The following is a 19,525-nucleotide window of genomic DNA, read 5'->3' on the forward strand; positions in this document are numbered from 1 at the left end:
AACGAATATATTCTTTTAGGTGTACAATGGAACGTGGACTTAATATGAAGGTGGTTATTTATATGTTTCAAAAAATAGCAAAGGAATGTTTAGCTGGTTTTACTGTTGCGATTGTTGCGTTGCCACTTGCCATTGCATTTGGTATTGCTGCAACGGGAACGTCTGAGGGAGCACTAGTCGGATTGTATGGTGCGATTTTTGCAGGTTTATTTGCGGCGTTATTTGGTGGTACACCGGGTCAGGTAACGGGGCCAACTGGACCGATTACGGTTATTGCGACAGGGGTTATTGCGACGTACGGGTTAGAGGCGAGTTTTATAGCCTTTATGATGGCGGGAGTGTTTCAAATTTTATTCGGTGTATGTAAGCTTGGCTCTTACGTGCGATATATTCCGTATCCTGTCGTTTCAGGATTTATGAACGGAATCGCATTAATTATTATTTTAGGTGAAATAAAGCATGTGCAAAATAGTTTTCTACTCGTAGTATTAACGATTATTGTAATGATTGTTTCTGGAAAATGGATTAAGGCTATTCCATCTAGTTTAGTTGCATTAGTCGGTGTGACTGCTTTGCTTCCTTTATTTTCTTCTGCATTAGAAGGACTTACAGTGAAGTTACCGATTATCGGCAACCTATCATTAAATAAGGTGATTGAGAAGATTGGAACGATTCCAGAAGCGATGCCGACGCTTCATATTCCATCTTTAAGTGGAACAGGCATCGCAGAACTTATTTTACCAGCGCTTAGTATTGCTTTATTAGGATCGATTGACTCGTTGTTAACATCGGTCGTAATGGATAATGTGACGGGTACACGCCATAAAAGTAATAAAGAACTGGTCGGACAAGGTATCGGTAATATGGTGAGCGGATTGTTTGGCGGATTAGCAGGGGCAGGAGCGACTGTAAGGTCTATCGTTAATATAAGAAGCGGTGGTAAAACGGCGCTTTCAGCATGTATGCATAGTGTTATATTATTTATTTTCATTATGGGACTTGGATCGGTCGTACAATACATTCCACTTGCTGTATTATCAGGTATTTTAATTTTAACTGGTATCGGTATGTTTGATTGGGAAAGCATGAAGAAAATGCATGTAGCACCAAAAGGTGATGTCATTGTTATGCTCGTAACGATGGTTGTCACAGTGAAGTTTGATTTAATGATTGCTGTCGCGTTCGGTATTATTCTTTCGTTCATTATATACATGGTGAAATGTAAAGAACGTAAAGCTTCTATTGTAAAAGAAAAGGAAGCGACGTATACGATTCAGGGACCGCTCTCTTTCCTATCAGTAGACCGTATTTTTACTACTTTACAAGATGTGAAGTCACCGATTGTTTTACGTATGAAAGATGCGCACTATATGGATGTATCGGGAGCTATGGCGTTATTGAATTTCATTGAGCAGTCGGATAGGTCAGGAGTGAGTGTGACGCTAGAACAAGTGCCTACTCATATTGAAAAAACGTTAATAACGATGGCGAGTCATGAACAGAAAGATAAATTACAGTTTGTAGAAGCTGATGTTATGTAAGCAAATGCCCTCGTATGAGGGTATTTTTTTATATGTTTAATATCTGTATATCGTGATATTTTGCGATTATTGACATTTATTAATCTTAGCAGTATAGTAACATCTTAGATTAGCAATGTGCTATTATAAGAAGGTATATGAATTTTGAGATTCCTTTATATTCAGAAGGAAGAGCTTTAAGCTGGAGGGAATATTTGATGTACAAACAGTTACCACATGGAGTGAAGATCGGGATTACGCGATCAATTGTTGTTTCTTTTGAGAAGTATATGAAAGAAATTGAATGGAATGAAGAAAAATTTGATATGCAGCAATTTGTTGAACAGTGGAAACAATACTTATACACAAAATCAACTTGGATCAATAAAGTAGATGATCAGTTGAAAGGACGTCCAGATTTCCATCAAGCATTAGCAGTGAAAGTGAATGAAAAAATTAACGAGCTTATTAATGAAGAGCCGAGCGAAGAGCAAGTAGAGCAATTAAAGAGAAATAAAGTGCAACACGCAGATGAAATGTGCAAATTAGAAGCTGAATATCATATTGAACGTTTATTAGTAACGAAGTAAATTTTACATAAAGAATAAGCCTGTCCAAGGAGGTGTGATGACCATCTTTTTGAACAGGCTTTTTGTATGAAAAAGAATAAGAGAGGCTGCTTTGGAAGCAGCCTCTCTTATTAGTCTTGTGGTACAAACGCTTTCCAAGAAGATAAATCCATATCTTCTTTTAATATAGATGAAGCAGGGAAGACAAATGACCACGGTTTTGTAGTGTTCGCTTTAATCTCAAGATCCGGTAATGTGAAAGCACCTTTCACAACAACTGCACCTGTGGCATCTTCAATATGAAGAGGCAGTTGCTCTAGTTGAATGTTGTCTTTGCAACCGTTACGAATAAGAAGCGTTGTATGTAAATCACCGTTTTCTTTTCTTGCAGCTTGTAGACCTAGGAAGTTAATTTCACCATCCTTTGGAGGTGTTAAATTGTCTAAGAAATTACGTAAAGCTTCTTTGCTTGCTTCAGGTAACTGAGCTTCCCAAGATGGGTCTAAATCTAATGCATGTTTACTTTCAAGTTCAAATGCTAATTCCCAATCTGTTTGCGATAATGCAGCATCTGTAATTGTTTCTTGCTCAAATGTAAAGATGAATGGCATATTTACATTTGCAGGAATATCTCCTAATGCAGAAAGGTTAAATGTTTTGCGGGCACATAGTTTCTTCTCTTTATTTAGAAGGATTAATGTAACCTCTTCGAAAGAAATTGGTTTCGGAACAGTGCTACGAATAAATACAGCCACGTCATAACCATTATCACGTTTTTCAATCTCAATTCCAGATAAAGAAATTTGATATTCTTGTAAACGTGTTAGTTCTTTATGTAAAAATTGATAAATATATTTTTGTTCTTGTGCTACTGCACCCCAGCTTGGGTGGAAGTAAAGTGATGGTTTTACAGTTTTATTTTCAGTATTTGTTTCTTCTTGTCCGAATAATTGATTACTAGAGACAGTCGTATCTTTTCCGCTTTTCTTAGCTCTTTTTAGAAATGATAACATAATCTTTCACCTCGTTATTGTACGTTTTCAGGAACACCTAAATGTCTTGCAACATAGTGGCACATTTCTTTTTCGAAATTACCATATGTGTATAAAAAGATATCTAAACCTTCTTTTTGATAAAGACGAGTAGGGTCTTCTTGTTGATATTGTCTTAGCCCGATGCCTTCTTTTAAGTGGGTCATCGCATCCAAGTGATTTACCCAGTTCTGATCTAGGAAATGAAGGGCAACATAGCGTAACGACTGCTGTAAATCAGTATGGCTATTTAGTTCATTTACGCGCTCTTTATAAAGAGATAATGTTTCTTTCAAAACGGATTGTAAATCTTCCGGTGAATGTACATTATTCGCTGATAGTGATGGCATATTTGTTACTGGTAAAATTTCGTTTATATTTTCTGTTAAACGAGCGAAATCCCATTCTTCCGGAAGCATACCTTCTAAAAGATATTGCTTAGAAATGGCTTCTACAGTATGATCAATCATTGGAATAATAATTTCAATCATATTTGTATCTTCTTGTAACAAGTTATTACGTAATTTATAAATAACGTTACGTTGGTCATTTATTACATCATCTAACTTTAAATTGTACTCGCGCATTGAGAAATGGCTACCTTCACAAATTAATTGTGTACGGTTCACGAAATCATGGACTTTAGAAGTTAGAATAAGTCCTGTTTCATCTGTTTTCAGTGATTTATTTAATTTCTCGACTTCTTCTTGTGCGAAACGTTTTAGCATTTCATCTTCTAAAGAAAGGAAGAACTGAGAGCTACCTGGATCACCTTGACGACCAGCACGACCTTTTAGCTGATTGTCAACGCGTCTTGATTCATGGCGTTCTGTTCCAATTACATGTAATCCACCAATTTCATGGACACCCTCACCTAGTAAAATATCAGTACCTCGTCCGGCCATATTTGTCGCAATTGTAATTTGTCCTTTTTGTCCAGCTGTTGCGATTAAATCGGCCTCTTGTTCTGCACTTTTTGCATTTAATAATTGATATGTAATATGCGCTTCATCTAAGTAACGAGCAACGGTTTCTGATTGTAAAATAGACATTGTCCCAATTAAAATCGGGCGTCCTTGTTTATTGTGTTTCAGAACATCCTCACGTACGGCTTTATATTTAGCATCGGCTGTTACGTACACGACGTCATTTTTGTCTTCACGAATGATAGGACGGTTTGTCGGAATCGGCATAACTTCCATGTTATATACACGGTTAAATTCTTTTTCTTCCGTTTTTGCTGTACCTGTCATACCAGATAATGCTGGATACATACGGAAGAAGTTTTGAATTGTAATAGATGCCTGTGTTTGGTTTTCTTCTGTGATTGCTAAACCTTCTTTCGCTTCAAGAGCTTGGTGTAAACCATCACTTAAAGAGCGACCATCCATAACGCGGCCTGTGAAAATATCTACAAGTAGAATTTTTTCATCATGTACAATATAATCAACATCACATTGGAAAGCGACATGAGCTCGTAATGCTTGAATCATATAATGATATAAAGTTTGATGTTCTAAATCATATAGGTTATCGATATCAAATAAATCTTCTGTTTTTGTAATACCGTCTTCTGTAAAACTAGCAGATTTTGTTTCTGCATCGTACGTGTAATGAAGAGTATCCTGGAATGACTTAATAACTTTTGCGCATAAATAGTGTAAATCAGAGCTACTTGATTTCTTACCAGCGATAATAAGAGGCGTCTTCGCTTCATCAATTAAAACGCTATCAATCTCATCGATAATAGCAAAATGATAGGGGCGTTGTACCTGCTCATTTTTGGAAGCGGCCATATTATCACGTAGATAGTCAAAGCCAAATTCTGTTCCAATACCATATGTAATATCAGCTTCGTAAGCAAGTTTCTTTTCGGCAGGATCGATTTGAGGAATATTCAATCCAACCTTTAAACCTAGAAATTCATGAACTTGGCCAATTAATTCTTTATCTCGTTTTGCTAAATAGTCGTTTACAGTAATAACGTGAACACCTTTTCCTTCAAGAGCACGTACGTATGTTGGAAGAGAAGAAACTAATGTTTTTCCTTCGCCAGTTGGCATCTCTGCAATATTACCTTCTAATAGTACAAGGCCACCAATTAACTGCACATCGTAGTGACGTAATCCAAGTACACGCTTTGCTGCTTCACGTACAACAGCGAACGCCTCTGCTTTTATACCATCCACTGTTTTTCCATCGTTTAGCATGTTTTTAAATGTGATAGTTTTATGACGTAAGTCTTCATCAGATAAATCAGATAGTTTTTCTTCTAGATTATTAATTTCTTGAACAAGTTGTTCATATTTTTTTAGTTTTCTCTTTTGAGAATCTCCTAACAGCTTTTTTACCGAATTCAGCATGTTGTAAACACTCCTCTTACTGACAATAGCTACATTATAGCACATGTTTATCCGGAATAAGTAGAAGTAGTAAATTGAAGAAAAAACTGGATAAAAATAAGGTGTTATTACATATGATATATTTAAAAGCCATAAAGAAAGAGAGTATTCAATGTATAATAAATTTGGTATGATAGCTAAATGAGATAAAGTGAAATTTTTCAAAAAAGAGAAGAATATAGTTATCTCATTTTATGATGTAATATGTATGGAAATTATATATTGAAAGAAAAGAGCTAGAAGATGAATAATAAGTTTGTGAAAGGCGCTGCGATTTTAACGATTACAACGTTTCTATCGAAAGTGTTGGGAAGTTTTTTTCAAATCCCATTACAAAATATAGCAGGGGATGAAGTGCTTGGGATTTTTCGCCTTGTTTTTCCTGTATATATGATAGCTTTAACTTTATCAGTAGCAGGAGTACCGCTAGCTATATCACAGTTAATCGCTGAACTTCATGAGAAGAATGATAAAGATGGGATTGCCAAACTATTTACGTCAGCATCTATTATTGGAGTAATATTTGGGGTGCTTGGATTTTCGGTTATTATGATTGGATCAAGTATGTTTGCAAATATGCTTGGTGGACAAGATACGAGACTCCCATTAATTGTCACTTCGTTTGCTTTATTAATCGCACCATATATGGCGGTATATCGAGGGTATTTCCAAGGTTTTGGAGACATGATTCCTACCGGGGTGTCACAAGTAATTGAGCAATTCATTCGTGTTTTCTTTATGTTAGCAATTGCATTCTTATTCGTATCTTGGAATAAAGATAGTGATGTTGTAACAGGCGGCGCAATGATTGGTTCTTGCCTTGGAGTAATTACGTCACTTATCTATTTGAGATTGAAGTATGTAAAAAGTATATATCGTTATAAAAGTAATACATATTCACTACAAGATTTTAAAGATAATGCTAAAAAAATACTTCGGGTCTCGATTCCAATTGCGATTGGAGCATTATCGATGCCGTTGTTAAATTTAGTTGATTCTGTAACGATTCCACATATGCTACATGAATCAACTACAACGATTCAAGAGCAATTTGGTATATATAGTCGTGGTTTTGCGTTTACACAATTAATTGTCGTATTTGCAAGCGCGATGGTATTTCCGTTAATCCCATTGTTAACTGCTGCATTAACAAAGAAAGATATAGGGTTAGCAAAACGAACAATTGAACGAACAAATGAGCTTGCTCATGTTTTAACAACGCCGATAACAATCTGGCTCATGGCACTTACAGTCCCGTTAAATGTCGGATTGTTTACAGATGCTAAAGGGAGCGGCATGTTAGCTATTTTAATTGGTAGTTCGTATTTCACATCACTTATGGTATTATCAATAGGAATTTTGCAAGGAATTAATCGTTCTAAGCAAGCGGCGTGGATAGTTGTTGGAGCGAGTTTTGTAAAAGTCATATTAAATATAGTACTCGTAAGTCAATTTGGCATAACTGGTGCGGCTTATAGTACACTTATCATATATATCATGATTTGTATCGTAAATTATATATACATTCGAAGAGAATTGGCTTATTCGATTCGCATGGGGAGATTTTTTGCTGTAATTGGAGTATCTAGTATAGTAGGTATAGGACTATATTTCACATCTACTGTAATAAATGTGGTAGATTCTAGACTGATTGCAGTAATATATAGTGGTTTAGCATTTTGTTTGGCTTTGTTCATATATGGCATATGCGCATTAAAGTTGAACTGGATATCCAAAAAGAAAATTCCATTTTTGCGTAAGTAAATTTGTCTATAAATGAGTATGGCTATTTATCTGTTTGTGAAAGAAATCAATTTGAAGTTATCCAACTTTTCTTATTAAAGAGTTGATAGCAATTTGTTGAATGACAAAAAGTTGATTGCGAAATGTTGGAGGAGATTAAGAGTGCGGTTAGTTTTATCAGGATATTATGGTTTTTATAATGTTGGGGACGAAGCAATTTTGCAATCAATTATTAAAGCGTTACATGAAGAGGATCCTACTCTTGAGCTTGTTGTACTTTCGAATGACCCCGACTATACAAGAAAAATGTACGGTGTAGAGGCAGTAAATCGCTGGGATATAAGAGCAATTTATAAGGAAATAAAGAAAAGTAATGGTTTAATTAGCGGAGGGGGAAGTCTCCTTCAAGATAAAACGAGTATTAAAAGCATTTTGTACTATACAGGTATTATGCGGATTGCTCGTTTTTTGAAGAAGCCGTATTATATTTATGCGCAAGGAATTGGTCCAATTACGAAAAGACAAAATCGTTTATTAGTGAAATGGCAAGTATCAAAAGCGGCATATATATCCGTTCGTGATGAAGATTCATTTTTGTATTTAAAAGAAATGGGCATTAAGAAAGATATCGAACTAGTTCCAGATCCAGTATTGGCATGTCAACCAGAAGGAATGAAGTCGGAGTGGCTGAAACAACATTCGATTCAAGGGAAAGTAATTGCAGTTAGTGTGAGGTATTGGGACGCGAAAGAAGATTATATGAAGAAGCTAGCAGATACGCTGAAAAAATTTAAGCGTGAAGGATATCATATTTTATTCGTACCAATGCATGGACCATTTGATCAAAATGCATCACGCGACATTATTAACTTAATGGGAGAAGAAGCTCACATGCTTCCTTATAAGTTGGATATCCATGAGAAAATTTCAATTTTGTCGGAATGTTCGCTTCTAATAGGGATGAGACTTCATGCGCTCATACTATCTGCGGTTGCTAATATTCCTATGGTCGGTATTTCATATGATCCAAAGATCGATTCATTTTTACAACAAGTAAATCAGCCGATTATCGGAAACGTAGATGGTGACTGGACGGCTGAAACTTTGTATAATGTGGCAACGAAGCAACTAGAACAAAAAGAATATGTACAAGCAACATTGGAACAAAGAGTAGAAGAATTGCGAGAACAAATTTCAACAGCGTCTCGCTACATCATAAGTGACTTGAATTCAAAAGAGTTTGAAAAAAGAGGGATGTAATCTTAATTTAAGAGGACATCCTCTTTTTTATTTTTTGAAAAAAAGAAAATGTCAAAAGAAAATAAATATTTGTAGAAAAATGTCGAATTACATAAGTGGTTTTAAATGTATGCCCATAAAAAAAGAAGTTTGAGAGATAAGATGTATGTTTAATAATCCTAACATTAATATATATAATATGTTAGGATTTGGCGTTTTATCTGGTAATTATAAGAAAATAGGTATGGTAATTTCGAAAAATCGGATGTTAAGAAAAATGTCGAATTATATAAAAATAAGCTGTCGATTAATGTCGTAATATCTTTATAGTTAAATATTGAAATTGGAAACGTTTTTCTGCTATAGTTGTAAATGGTTATAAAAAAATTATTTGAAATGTAGTTCTGACGTGTTTTTCCTTATGTTTAAAATATTCTGATTTTATAATCTGGATTTTTAAAATAAAAGTCGAAAAAAACGATCGTTCAGAAATGCGAAAATTCACTTTTTTGTCGAATATCAGATTTTTGATTGGATAAAAATGGTGTATAATTTCTTTGTGATTCTATACAAAGAATACGTTAACCACATTTATATCTACTAGTTTCAAAAATAAATAGAATATCTATTTAAAAACTTATGGAACTAGTATTACATTCCTAAGGAGGAAATATATAAAATGGCAAAGACTAACTCTTACAAAAAAGTAATCGCTGGTACAATGACAGCAGCAATGGTAGCAGGTGTTGTTTCTCCAGTAGCAGCAGCAGGTAAATCATTCCCGGACGTTCCAGAAAAATTCTGGGGAGAAGAGTCTATTAACTACTTAGTAGAAAAAGGCGCAGTTAAAGGTAACGACAAAGGAATGTTCGAGCCTGAAAAAGAAATCACTCGTGCAGAAGCAGCAACAATGATGGCTCAAATCTTAAACTTACCAATCGATAAAGATGCTAAACCATCATTCGGTGATTCTCAAGGCCAATGGTATACTCCATTCATCGCAGCTGTAGAAAAAGCTGGCGTTGTTAAAGGTAAAGGCGAAGGCAAATTCGATCCAACTGGAAAAATCGACCGCGTTTCTATGGCATCTCTTCTTGTAGAAGCTTACAAATTAGATACTAAAGTAAACGTTCCTCTAGAAACTAAATTCGATGATTTAAAAGATAGCTGGGGTAAAGATAAAGCTAACATCCTAGTTAAATTAGGAATCTCTGTTGGTACTGGCGACAAATGGGAGCCAAATAAATCTGTAACTAAAGCAGAAGCAGCTCAATTTATTGCTATGACTGACAAGCAGTTCGGACAAAAAGAAGAAGCTAAAGTTGAGTCTATTAAAGCAATCAATGCTAAAGAAATCGAAGTTAAACTTGGCGCTACAGTGAAAGAAGAAGATGTGAAGAACGCAAAATTCACTCTTTCTCAAGGAACTAATGCAACAGCAGTTACTGCAAAAATCGGCGAAGATAAAAAATCTGTAATCTTAACATTAGATGGAGATGCGAAACTTAAAAATAAAGAAGCTTATGTTCTAACTGTTGAAGGCTTAAAAGCTACTGATGGAAAAGAAATTCCAAAAGCATTAGAAGTTATCTTCTTTAACGATGAAGTAGCTCCAACTGTATCTACAGTATCTACTCCAGACGGAAAACTTAAAGTTGTGTTCAGCGAGAAATTAGATGCAGCAAAAGGTGCAACTGTTGTAGTTAATGGTCAAAAAGTTGAGGGTAAAGTTGAAAACAATACTTTCACTTCTACTAATGCTCTAAATCTTGAGAATGGTAAAGAATTCTCAATCATCGTAACTGGTGCTACAGATTTATCTAATAACGCTATGGAAATGTACGAAGGTAAAGCTACTTATAAAGTAGAGAAAGATACTACAGCTCCAGAAGTTAAAGATGTAAAAGTTAAAGAAATTACTGCTGAAGGAAAAGCAACATTAGAAGTTACTTTCTCAGAAGAACTTGCTGAGAATGGTCAAGGAACAGTTGTAGTTAAAAAAGGTAAAGAAGAATTAAAATCTGCAATTGCTCGTGATGCTCAAGATAAAACAAAGGCAGTTATTGAAGTAACAGGTGCTCTTAAAACAAACGAAACTGCTGCAGATCTTACAGTTGAATTTGTTGGCTACAAAGATTTAGCTAACAACGTAGGTTCTAAAGTATCTAAAGCAGTAAAAGTTTCAAAAGACGTTGTAGCTCCTAACTTCGTAAAAGTTGAAGCTGATCAAGATAAAGCAGCGACATTCACTTTTGACAAAGAAGTAACTGCACAAGATGGAAAACTTCGTGTAATTAACTTAGATACAAGTAAAGATGTAACTGCTGATGTAAAAGTTGCACCAACTAAAGATAATAAAAAAGGTATTACATTAACATTCCCAGCAAAAGGTAACTACAAAGTAGCTGCTGCAAAAGGTCTTGTAAAAGATGCAGCTGGTAATGAGTCTGTAGCATTTACTAAAGAAGTAAAAGTTGTAGAAAAAGAAACTGAAAAAGAAACAGATAAAGTAGCTCCAGTAGTAAAAGCTGTAGCTTATGATAAAGCTACAAATAAAATTACAGTAAACTTTGAGAAAGAAGTAAAAGGTGGTCAGGTTGCTGAATCAGCTTCTAATGTAAATAATTACACATTAGCTGGTGCTAAATTACCAGAAGGTACTTTAATTGTATTAGACGGTACAAATGCAATTATTGAATTACCATCTACATTTACTTTCGAAAAATCAGAAACAGTTAAATTTACAGTAGCTAATGTTGCAAACAAAGATGGAGTAAAAATGGGTACAGCAAACCTATTATTAGAAGTTAAAGATACAAAAGCTCCTGAATTCAAATCAGCTAAAATTACAAAAGTTGATGCTAAAGAAATCACTTTAACATTCTCTGAAGCTGTAAACGTTGATACAACTGACTTCACAGTTGATTTAAACGGTGTAGAATTAACTGTAGCAAAAGCTAACGAAAATGCAGAAGCTGCTAAAGACGTAGTTCTTAAAGTAACAGCTCCAACAGATGTTAACTTAGCAACTGGTACAGTAACAGTAAAAGCTAAAGAATTAGAAAATAATGCTAAATATGAGTTCAAAACTGCTGACAAAGCAGGAAATGCACTTGTTGCTTTCAAATCAGTAACAGCAACTCGCTAATTGAAGTTTCTTTCAATAGAAAGAGTCCACATCATGTGGGCTCTTTTTTTATGGTTAATTTTTATATAAAACGATCTCAAAAAAATAGATCATATTTTACAGATTAGTAGTTAGCTTTATTGAGAAATAAATCGAAAACGTTTTCAAAAATAGAGGAATACCACATTGATATGTAAATTATTTGTAAATTCACACCTTTTTTTGTTAAAAAAACATAAGAATATAGGTGTAATTTGTCGAATTCAAGAATTTACGGTCGAATGTAGTCTGAAAATTGTATTTATTGTAAAAAATATTTAAGTGATAAAGTGGAAATATATGCTATAATTCCAATTGTGTATTCGATATGAAAAATATGCGAAGCGCAGTGAGAGTGGTTTGTAGGAAAAACAGTTTATTCATTTCTATATTTGAGTATTATTAATATCAGAATAATACGATTAAAAGACTGAATTATCAGAATGTGTCGAATCTTCTTTTGAGAAAGTTCTTGATAACGAATAGTTTTGTATAGTATGATGAACTTGTTTCAAAAAATGGTATTTAACCCTTATATTTACATCTAACGGTTTGTATCATTTTATTATGTGAACTACTTTTCATTATAGTATTTTTGTTTGTGTTTTTATTGTTTTATGGCGTTTCTAACTAGCTAGTTTTCAAATTTAATATGATATGAAACTAGTAGCATATTCCTGAAGGAGGAAATTTATAAAATGGCAAAGACTAACTCTTACAAAAAAGTAATCGCAGGTACGATGACAGCAGCAATGGTAGCAGGAATTGTAGCTCCAGTAGCAGCGGCAGGTAAAACGTTCCCAGACGTGGAAAATCACTGGTCTAAAGACTCAGTTTACTACTTAGTAGAAAAAGGTGCAATTGCAGGTAAGCCAGACGGTACATATGCTCCAGATGAGACAATCGATCGTTCTTCTGCAGCTGTTATTTTCACTAAAATTTTAAATTTACCAGTTGATGACAATGCGCAACCTTCTTTCAAAGATGCTAAAAATACATGGGCTGCTAAATATATCGCAGCAGTTGAAAAAGCTGGTATCGTTAAAGGTGACGGTAAAGATAATTTCTATCCTGAAGGAAAGATTGACCGTGCTTCTTTCGCGTCTATGCTAGTAGGTGCTTATAACTTAAAAGAAAAAGTAGATGGCACATTAGTTACAAACTTTGATGATTTAAGAGGACATTGGGGTGAAGAGAAAGCTAACATCCTAATCAACCTTGGAATCTCTGTAGGTACTGGTGGTAAATGGGAGCCAAATAAATCTGTATCTCGTGCAGAAGCAGCTCAATTTATCGCATTAACAGATAAAAAATATGCAAAACCAGAGAACAGTGATGCGAAAGTAACAAACGTTGCTGCTACTGAGCCAACACAATTAACGTTAACTGGTACAGGATTAAACAAGCTTACAGCTGAAGATGTTACGCTTGAAGGAAATAAAGCAATTGCACTTGAAGCTAGTAAAGATGGGAAATCTGCAGTTGTAACGTTAAGTGGAAAAATTGCTCCAAATAAAGAGCTTCCTGTTAAAGTAAAAGGCAATACATTTATTGTAAAGTATGTATACGAAGTGAAAAAATTACGCGTAGAACAACTTACATTCGATGACGATCGTGCAGATCAAGCAGTTGTCTTCAAATTAAATGAAGAAAAAGGCAACGCTGATATCGAGTATTTAGATATCGCTGGTCATGATGTGAAATTTGTTGCGAATAAATTAGATGGCACTCCAGCAAACATCTTTGAAGGTGGCACTTCAGAGTCAAAAACTGGTAAGCTAGCAGTTGGTATCGATGAAGGTAAATACAAAGTGGAAGTACAAGTTACGAAACGTGGCGGCATCACAGTTTCTAACACTGGTATTATCGAAGTGAAAAACCTTGATGCAGAAGCAACTGCAATTAAAGATGTTGTATTTGCAGTAGATACAGATAAAGCTGGTGTAAATTACGCTAAAGCTTTAAGTGGAACAGACTTCACATTAAACAGCAAAACTTTAGTTGCTGGTGAAAAAGCTGGTATCCATAAAGTTGTTGCTCAAATTAATAAAGAAAACAAAGTTGTTGATCCTAGCGCGATTAGCTTAAAATCATCTAACCCAGGTGTTATCTCTGTTAAAAACGGTGAAATTAAAGCGGAAGCAGCTGGTTCTGCAACACTTACAGTTAAAGTTGGCGATGTAACAAAAACATTTGATTTCGTTGTAAAAACGGATACTCGTAAGCTTACAACTGTAAAAGCTAACCCAGATCAATTAAAAGTTGTAGATGGTAGATCTTTACCAGTAACATTCGTAACGACTGACCAATACGGCGATCCATTTGGTGCGAATACTGGTGCGATTAAAGAAGTATTCCCACAAACGGGTGTTGTAAAAGTATTAGATGTTACTACAACAAATGAAGGTTCTATCGGTACATCTTCTATTCAAGTTAAAGGTGAGAACGTTGGAGCTGGTACAATCCACTTCCAAAATCCAAATGCAAGTGGTGAAGGTTATGGATCACTTCATGTTGAAGTTACGAAGAGCAACGTCGGTCATGAAGCTCCACGCTTAGAGCTTGTTTCTAAAGCTGGTCAAAAAGGTGAAGCTGCTGACACTACACTTGGTGCTGGAAATAAAGTAGCATACCAATTATCTAATTACACTACTGAAGGTGTATATGCTGATGCAGCTGACTTAGCAGGATATGAGTTTAGAGTAGGTAATGATAAAATCGCTTCTGCTAAAATTGAAGGAAAAACATTAAAAGTAACAGGTAAAACAGCAGGTGTTACAGATGTTATCTTAACGAAAGATGGCGCTACAGCTGGACACGCAACTATTACTGTTACACAAGAAAACATCCAAATTACATCTGTTAAATTTAAAGATGTTGAGGTTGAACAATTCGAAAACCGTAAAGTTGATATCGACAGAGTGCTAGACGTTGTGAAGAGTGATAAAGATGATGTTCTAAACGGCATCAAATTAAATATCTCAACAGAACATAAAGTACGTATCGTTGATGCTGAAGGTCCAGATCAAGGTAAAGTTTACTTAGATCGTAACGACAATGCTACATTCGATGGTAATGATGTTGCGCTTGGTTATGTAACAGCTGTTAAATCAAATGATACAGTATCTGAAGAAAAAAATGATTTATTCAAATTCTTAACTGATGAAGTTAAAGATGAAAACGGCAATGTTGTTAAGAAAAACGACGTCTTCAAAGGTGTAACAACTGCATTTGGAGATAAAGGTACAGTAATCTTTAAAGTTGTGAAGGACAGATTTGCACCAACTACTGAGTATGGTACGAAAGCTGTAACAATCAACGTTATTAAAGAAAAAATCTAATGATTAGATTTGCAATCCTCATGTCATTGTGACATGAGGATTGTTTTTGGTTTTGAAAAAAATAGGTCTCTTTAGAGGATTCTAAAGAGACCTATTTTTAATAGTTATTTCTTAAACTTAAACATATCCCCACTCAAGTTCGAATCACTATACACGAACAATACCATGTTAATGTTGTTGTCTTTCATGTATTGATATACATCTTTTTCGTGATAGTGACGCAGGTCAAGGATAGATGTATGTTTAAAGTTTTGTGCTAAGTGTGGCACGATTGCGTTTGCGAATGAGTCTTTTAGGACTAAGGCACGTACTTCATTTGGTGCATTGTTATTTTCAAAGACGATTTCTGGATAGTCGTCCGTATAATAACCTGCGTATGATGTTGTATCTTTTTGTTTTTCTATGCCGTATATGTCATCTAAGTTTTGGTGAACAGTACCTGTCACATCTTTTGCGGTTACACTTGTGAAATTGAAACCGTCTTTCGGTGTGTAGTAGCACAATTTTTCACCCGTTGCATCGATGAGTTGGTATAGTTGGTTGTTGAAGCTACCGACTAAATGCTTATTTTGCGCACATGTACGAGTATAGTCTTCTTTTTTTATTTCTTTTCCTTTATATATAGAAGATTGTTGCCCGATTGTGTTCATTATATATTGGTAGCCTAAGAAGGCACCGTCCATATTCCAATGATGATCTGTTTTGAAATACATGTCCTGTATTTCTTCGTTCGTATAGTTCTGTTTAAAGTGCTCCATCAGTTTTATTGGCTTTACGTCAGCTGGAAGTTTTTTTAGGAAGTAATTTAAATTGTCCTGTGCATATGTGTAAATATGAGAAGGTAATTTAAATGATAAAGCATTCGTTTTTGACGGTGGTAAAGCAAAGTAAAACTCAACGTTTTGTTCTTTTGAAAACTGAGATAAGTCGTTTATAGCGGGCATGGATTGATCAATTTCATTATATTTTTTCGTCCACGCTGGATTTTTCAAGAGCCATTTATCATCAGTCAAAATAATGTCGTTAATGAGAGATTTGCCCATATTAATTTGGGCGATTGTATAGCTTTTAATAAATTCATCTCGTCCGATTAGTTGATCATTTGTGTATGTTTCAAAATCTTTAAAGAAGCTACCAGTTAGGAGAGCTTCTTTCGTCAGTGCTGGTTTTTGAGCGAGCGGCCGATTTTCAACTGGTGAAATGGCTCGGTCTGTTTTGAGTACCGATAGTATGCCAAATGAAAAGATAATGGTGAGAAAACCGATTAATAGGATGAGGTTTCCCAATTTTTTCATAATAACTTTTCCTTCCTACATAAAGTGAAACTTTAATCAGTGGGGACATCCTCCACTGGTTATCAGCCTTAACCAATCGGGCTTTTACTGCCCGGCAAATAGCGGGATAAGTTAAAACCTGAAATAAATAAATGGATTATATGTTGAGTTAATCAAGTACATAACCGAAATCATAAATAATGTTAGTAGTAATATAGGCCGTACAATTTGCATCGTGAACATATACGTTTTTGGCGCAAGTTCTAGTATGTTTTTTATTCGTTTTAAAATCGGCGTCGCTGCGATACAGGCAATGAGAAATACGATAATGTATTCATGTACGTATAACATTGTGTTGTCATCGATGAAAGATTGTCCTCCTATGCCGAACATCGCTTTTAAATATTGGAACGAGTAAGCGAAGTTGTCAGCTCGGAAGAAGACCCAACCAATCATAACGATTAGTAATACGTATGCATGTTGCAGCGGTTTCCATAGTTTGTTTAATATTTTTTCGAATCCAGCTTTTTCAATTGAAATAATAAAGCCGTAATATAAGCCCCAGGCGATAAATGTCCAACTTGCCCCGTGCCATAAACCAGTTAATCCCCATACGATGAAGAGGTTACGATAATTCGCTAGTTTTGAAACGCGATTTCCGCCGAGCGGGATATATATGTAATCGCGGAACCAAGAACCAAGTGTAATATGCCATCTTCTCCAAAACTCTGAAATCGATTTAGAGATGTACGGATAGTTGAAGTTTTTCGGGAAATCAAATCCGAACATTTTTCCAATTCCGATTGCCATATCAGAGTACCCTGAGAAATCGAAATAAATTTGCAGGGTGTAGGCAATAATACCGATCCATGCCGTTCCAACACTTATTTCAGATGGTGGTAAGGCAAATATTTTATCGGCTACAAATCCGACTTGGTTGGCGATTAATATTTTTTTTGCTAGTCCGAGAACGAAGATTTGAATACCTTCTATGAATCGTTCAAAAGAATGAATGCGCGTTTTAATTTGCTCAGCGACGATATTGTAACGAACAATTGGTCCGGCAATAAGCTGAGGGAAAATAGATATATATAGCGCTAAGTTAAGTGGATTTTTTTGAACATCCCCATCTTTACGGTATATATCGATGACATAGGACATCGCTTGGAATGTATAAAATGAAATTCCAATTGGTAGTGGAATAGGTTCCACATGAATAGATAAGTGCAATACGTTGTTTAAAATGTCTGTGAAAAATGAAATATATTTAAAATAAGATAGTAATAAAATATTTCCTACCACAGCCATAATTAAAAATGTGACTTTCATATTTTTTCGTTTATCATAATGATGCACGAGTAGGCCAAAGCAGTAGTTTAATACGATGGAAAAGAGCATTAAAAGAACGAAACGTGGTTCGCCCCATGCATAGAAAATTAAACTAAATGCAAGTAATACGAAATTACGTAGCTCGGCACGCACTATAAAATAGAAAAATAATACGAGAGGTAAAAAGATAAATAAGAAAATCGAACTACTAAATACCAAAGGACTCTCCTCACTTTTTCGAAATACATTTCGTGCAAAAAAACCGACATATCTATTATATATTCTTTTATATAATGATGCCTTTAATATTTTATCATGTTAATAATTCGATGAAAATAATTATTCTATATAATAGAAGGAAAGCGGTATGGAATCCTTTTGACACTCGCTATCTGGATAAGATAAGATGAATAAGGTGTGATTTGTTTAGAAGGGAAGAGATGGTGTGTTATTTAACTCGTTTGAGTTTATTTTTTTATTTTTACCGATAGCATTTCTTTTATATTTTCTATTAAATAAATTTGGACAAACTACTTTAGCGAAAGCTTGGCTTGTGGCAGCATCTTTATTTTTCTATAGTTATTGGAATATAAAATATTTGCCGCTTATGTTAATATCGCTCCTTGTGAACTACTTTATCGGAATGAGGCTCGTGAAGTATAAGAGTAAACTTCTTTTAACAGTAGGCTTAATATTTAATATAGGAATGCTTAGTTATTTTAAGTACTATGATTTCTTTTTACAAAATGTAAATTCGTTATTTGGAACTCATTTTACATTATTATCATTAACGTTACCGCTTGCGATTAGTTTCTATACATTCCAAAAGATTGCGTTTTTAGTAGATACGTATCGTGGGGAAACGGAGGCATGTCATTTTCTTGATTACGCTCTGTTTGTAACATTTTTTCCGCAACTTATTGCAGGACCAATTGTGCACCATGCGCAAATTATGCCTCAGTTTGCTGATCGTAGTAAAAAGCGTTGGCAATCAAATTATATCGTTCTCGGTATTTTTGTATTTGCCATCGGTATTTTCAAAAAAGTAGGGATTGCGGATGTTTTATCTCCCGTTGTACGGGAAGGGTTTGATGTACAGCAGTCGTTAACATTTGTTGAAGCGTGGCTTTCCTCATTAGCGTTTACATTCCAGCTATACTTTGATTTCAGTGGATATAGTGATATGGCAATTGGGATTGCGTTAATGTTTAATATTAAATTGCCTCAAAACTTTAATTCCCCTTATAAAGCGGTGAGTATACAAGATTTTTGGCATCGCTGGCATATGACATTAAGCCAGTTTTTAACGAAATATGTGTACATTTCTCTCGGAGGAAATAGAAAAGGAATTACGCGTACATACGTCAATATTATGATTGTTTTCTTAATAAGTGGACTTTGGCATGGAGCAGGTTGGACGTTTATTTTCTGGGGATTTCTGCACGGATTAGCTTCTGTCATTCATCGTTTGTGGAATAAAGCAGGAGGTCGCATGCCGGCCTGGGCAGGATGGCTCGTGACGTTTTTCTTCATTAATATAACGTGGGTATTCTTTAGAGCAACATCGATGCATGATGCGGTGAAAGTGTTAAAAGGAATGTTTGGATTTAATGGATTCGAACTAGCAAATAGCGTGTTCCCGGTGTTTATTATGGAGAAACTACAATTTTTAACAGAGTACGGTGTTTCATTTACTGAAGCATATCATGTTTCATTATTAAATACGGAAATAGTAGCGTACATTTTCGGGGCATTATGTATTAGTTTCTTCTTAAAAAATTCAATTCAGTTAAAAGACTCATTCCGTCCGACAGTATGGACGGCGTTATTTACTGCAATATTACTTGTGTATAGTGTGTTGCATTTAACGAGTATTAGTGAGTTTTTATACTTTAATTTCTAGGTGGAGAA

General features: G+C 35.0%; 11 protein-coding genes. 7 read left to right on the forward strand and 4 right to left on the reverse strand.

From position 1 onward, the window contains the following. The first annotated feature begins 62 nt into the window (after positions 1 to 62). Positions 63 to 1,541: a SulP family inorganic anion transporter gene (locus KZZ19_RS04485; protein WP_237979621.1), complete on the forward strand. Its 1,479-nt coding sequence runs from the start codon at positions 63 to 65 to the stop codon at positions 1,539 to 1,541. 197 nt (positions 1,542 to 1,738) lie between these two features. Then, positions 1,739 to 2,110: a hypothetical protein gene (locus tag KZZ19_RS04490; protein WP_237979622.1), complete on the forward strand. Its 372-nt coding sequence runs from the start codon at positions 1,739 to 1,741 to the stop codon at positions 2,108 to 2,110. Positions 2,111 to 2,220: 110 nt separating this feature from the next. Here KZZ19_RS04490 and KZZ19_RS04495 read toward each other — a convergent pair whose 3' ends face one another. Beyond that, a complete protein-coding gene (locus KZZ19_RS04495) occupies positions 2,221 to 3,102 on the reverse strand; it encodes an accessory Sec system S-layer assembly protein (RefSeq protein WP_237979623.1) in 882 nt (293 codons plus the stop codon). A 14-nt stretch (positions 3,103 to 3,116) separates the two neighbouring features. Next, on the reverse strand, positions 3,117 to 5,483 hold the full coding sequence (gene secA2 / locus KZZ19_RS04500) for an accessory Sec system translocase SecA2 (protein ID WP_237979624.1): 2,367 nt from the start codon (positions 5,481 to 5,483) through the stop codon (positions 3,117 to 3,119). Between the two features lie 282 nt (positions 5,484 to 5,765). On the opposite strand from secA2, the gene KZZ19_RS04505 reads away from it, so the two are divergent. The 4 genes from KZZ19_RS04505 to KZZ19_RS04520 all read left to right on the forward strand — a co-directional run bounded on the left by KZZ19_RS04505 (position 5,766) and on the right by KZZ19_RS04520 (position 15,011). Beyond that, positions 5,766 to 7,286, forward strand: a complete 1,521-nt coding sequence (locus KZZ19_RS04505; protein ID WP_237979625.1) for a putative polysaccharide biosynthesis protein — start codon at positions 5,766 to 5,768, stop codon at positions 7,284 to 7,286. A 141-nt stretch (positions 7,287 to 7,427) separates the two neighbouring features. Beyond that, the gene (gene csaB, locus KZZ19_RS04510) at positions 7,428 to 8,525 is read left to right on the forward strand and encodes a polysaccharide pyruvyl transferase CsaB (RefSeq protein WP_237979626.1); all 1,098 of its coding nucleotides are present in this window, start codon (positions 7,428 to 7,430) and stop codon (positions 8,523 to 8,525) included. Between the two features lie 658 nt (positions 8,526 to 9,183). Beyond that, complete coding sequence (locus KZZ19_RS04515; protein ID WP_237979627.1) at positions 9,184 to 11,652, forward strand: S-layer homology domain-containing protein; 2,469 nt, start codon at positions 9,184 to 9,186, stop codon at positions 11,650 to 11,652. Between the two features lie 716 nt (positions 11,653 to 12,368). Further along, a complete protein-coding gene (locus tag KZZ19_RS04520; RefSeq protein ID WP_237979628.1) occupies positions 12,369 to 15,011 on the forward strand; it encodes an S-layer homology domain-containing protein in 2,643 nt (880 codons plus the stop codon). A 104-nt stretch (positions 15,012 to 15,115) separates the two neighbouring features. On the opposite strand, the gene patB1 is transcribed toward KZZ19_RS04520, so the two are convergent. Both patB1 and KZZ19_RS04530 read right to left on the reverse strand, forming a co-directional pair. Continuing rightward, positions 15,116 to 16,306 (reverse strand): secondary cell wall polysaccharide O-acetyltransferase PatB1, encoded by a 1,191-nt coding sequence (gene patB1, locus KZZ19_RS04525; protein ID WP_237979629.1) that lies wholly within the window; start codon positions 16,304 to 16,306, stop codon positions 15,116 to 15,118. 111 nt (positions 16,307 to 16,417) lie between these two features. Beyond that, positions 16,418 to 17,833 (reverse strand): MBOAT family O-acyltransferase, encoded by a 1,416-nt coding sequence (locus KZZ19_RS04530; RefSeq protein WP_237979630.1) that lies wholly within the window; start codon positions 17,831 to 17,833, stop codon positions 16,418 to 16,420. Between the two features lie 226 nt (positions 17,834 to 18,059). Between KZZ19_RS04530 and KZZ19_RS04535 the strand changes: the two genes are divergently transcribed. Then, on the forward strand, positions 18,060 to 19,517 hold the full coding sequence (locus KZZ19_RS04535) for an MBOAT family O-acyltransferase (RefSeq protein WP_237979632.1): 1,458 nt from the start codon (positions 18,060 to 18,062) through the stop codon (positions 19,515 to 19,517). Positions 19,518 to 19,525: the final 8 nt, after the last annotated feature.

Source organism: Bacillus thuringiensis (assembly GCF_022095615.2).
GTDB classification, from domain to species: Bacteria; Bacillota; Bacilli; order Bacillales; family Bacillaceae_G; genus Bacillus_A; species Bacillus_A cereus_AG.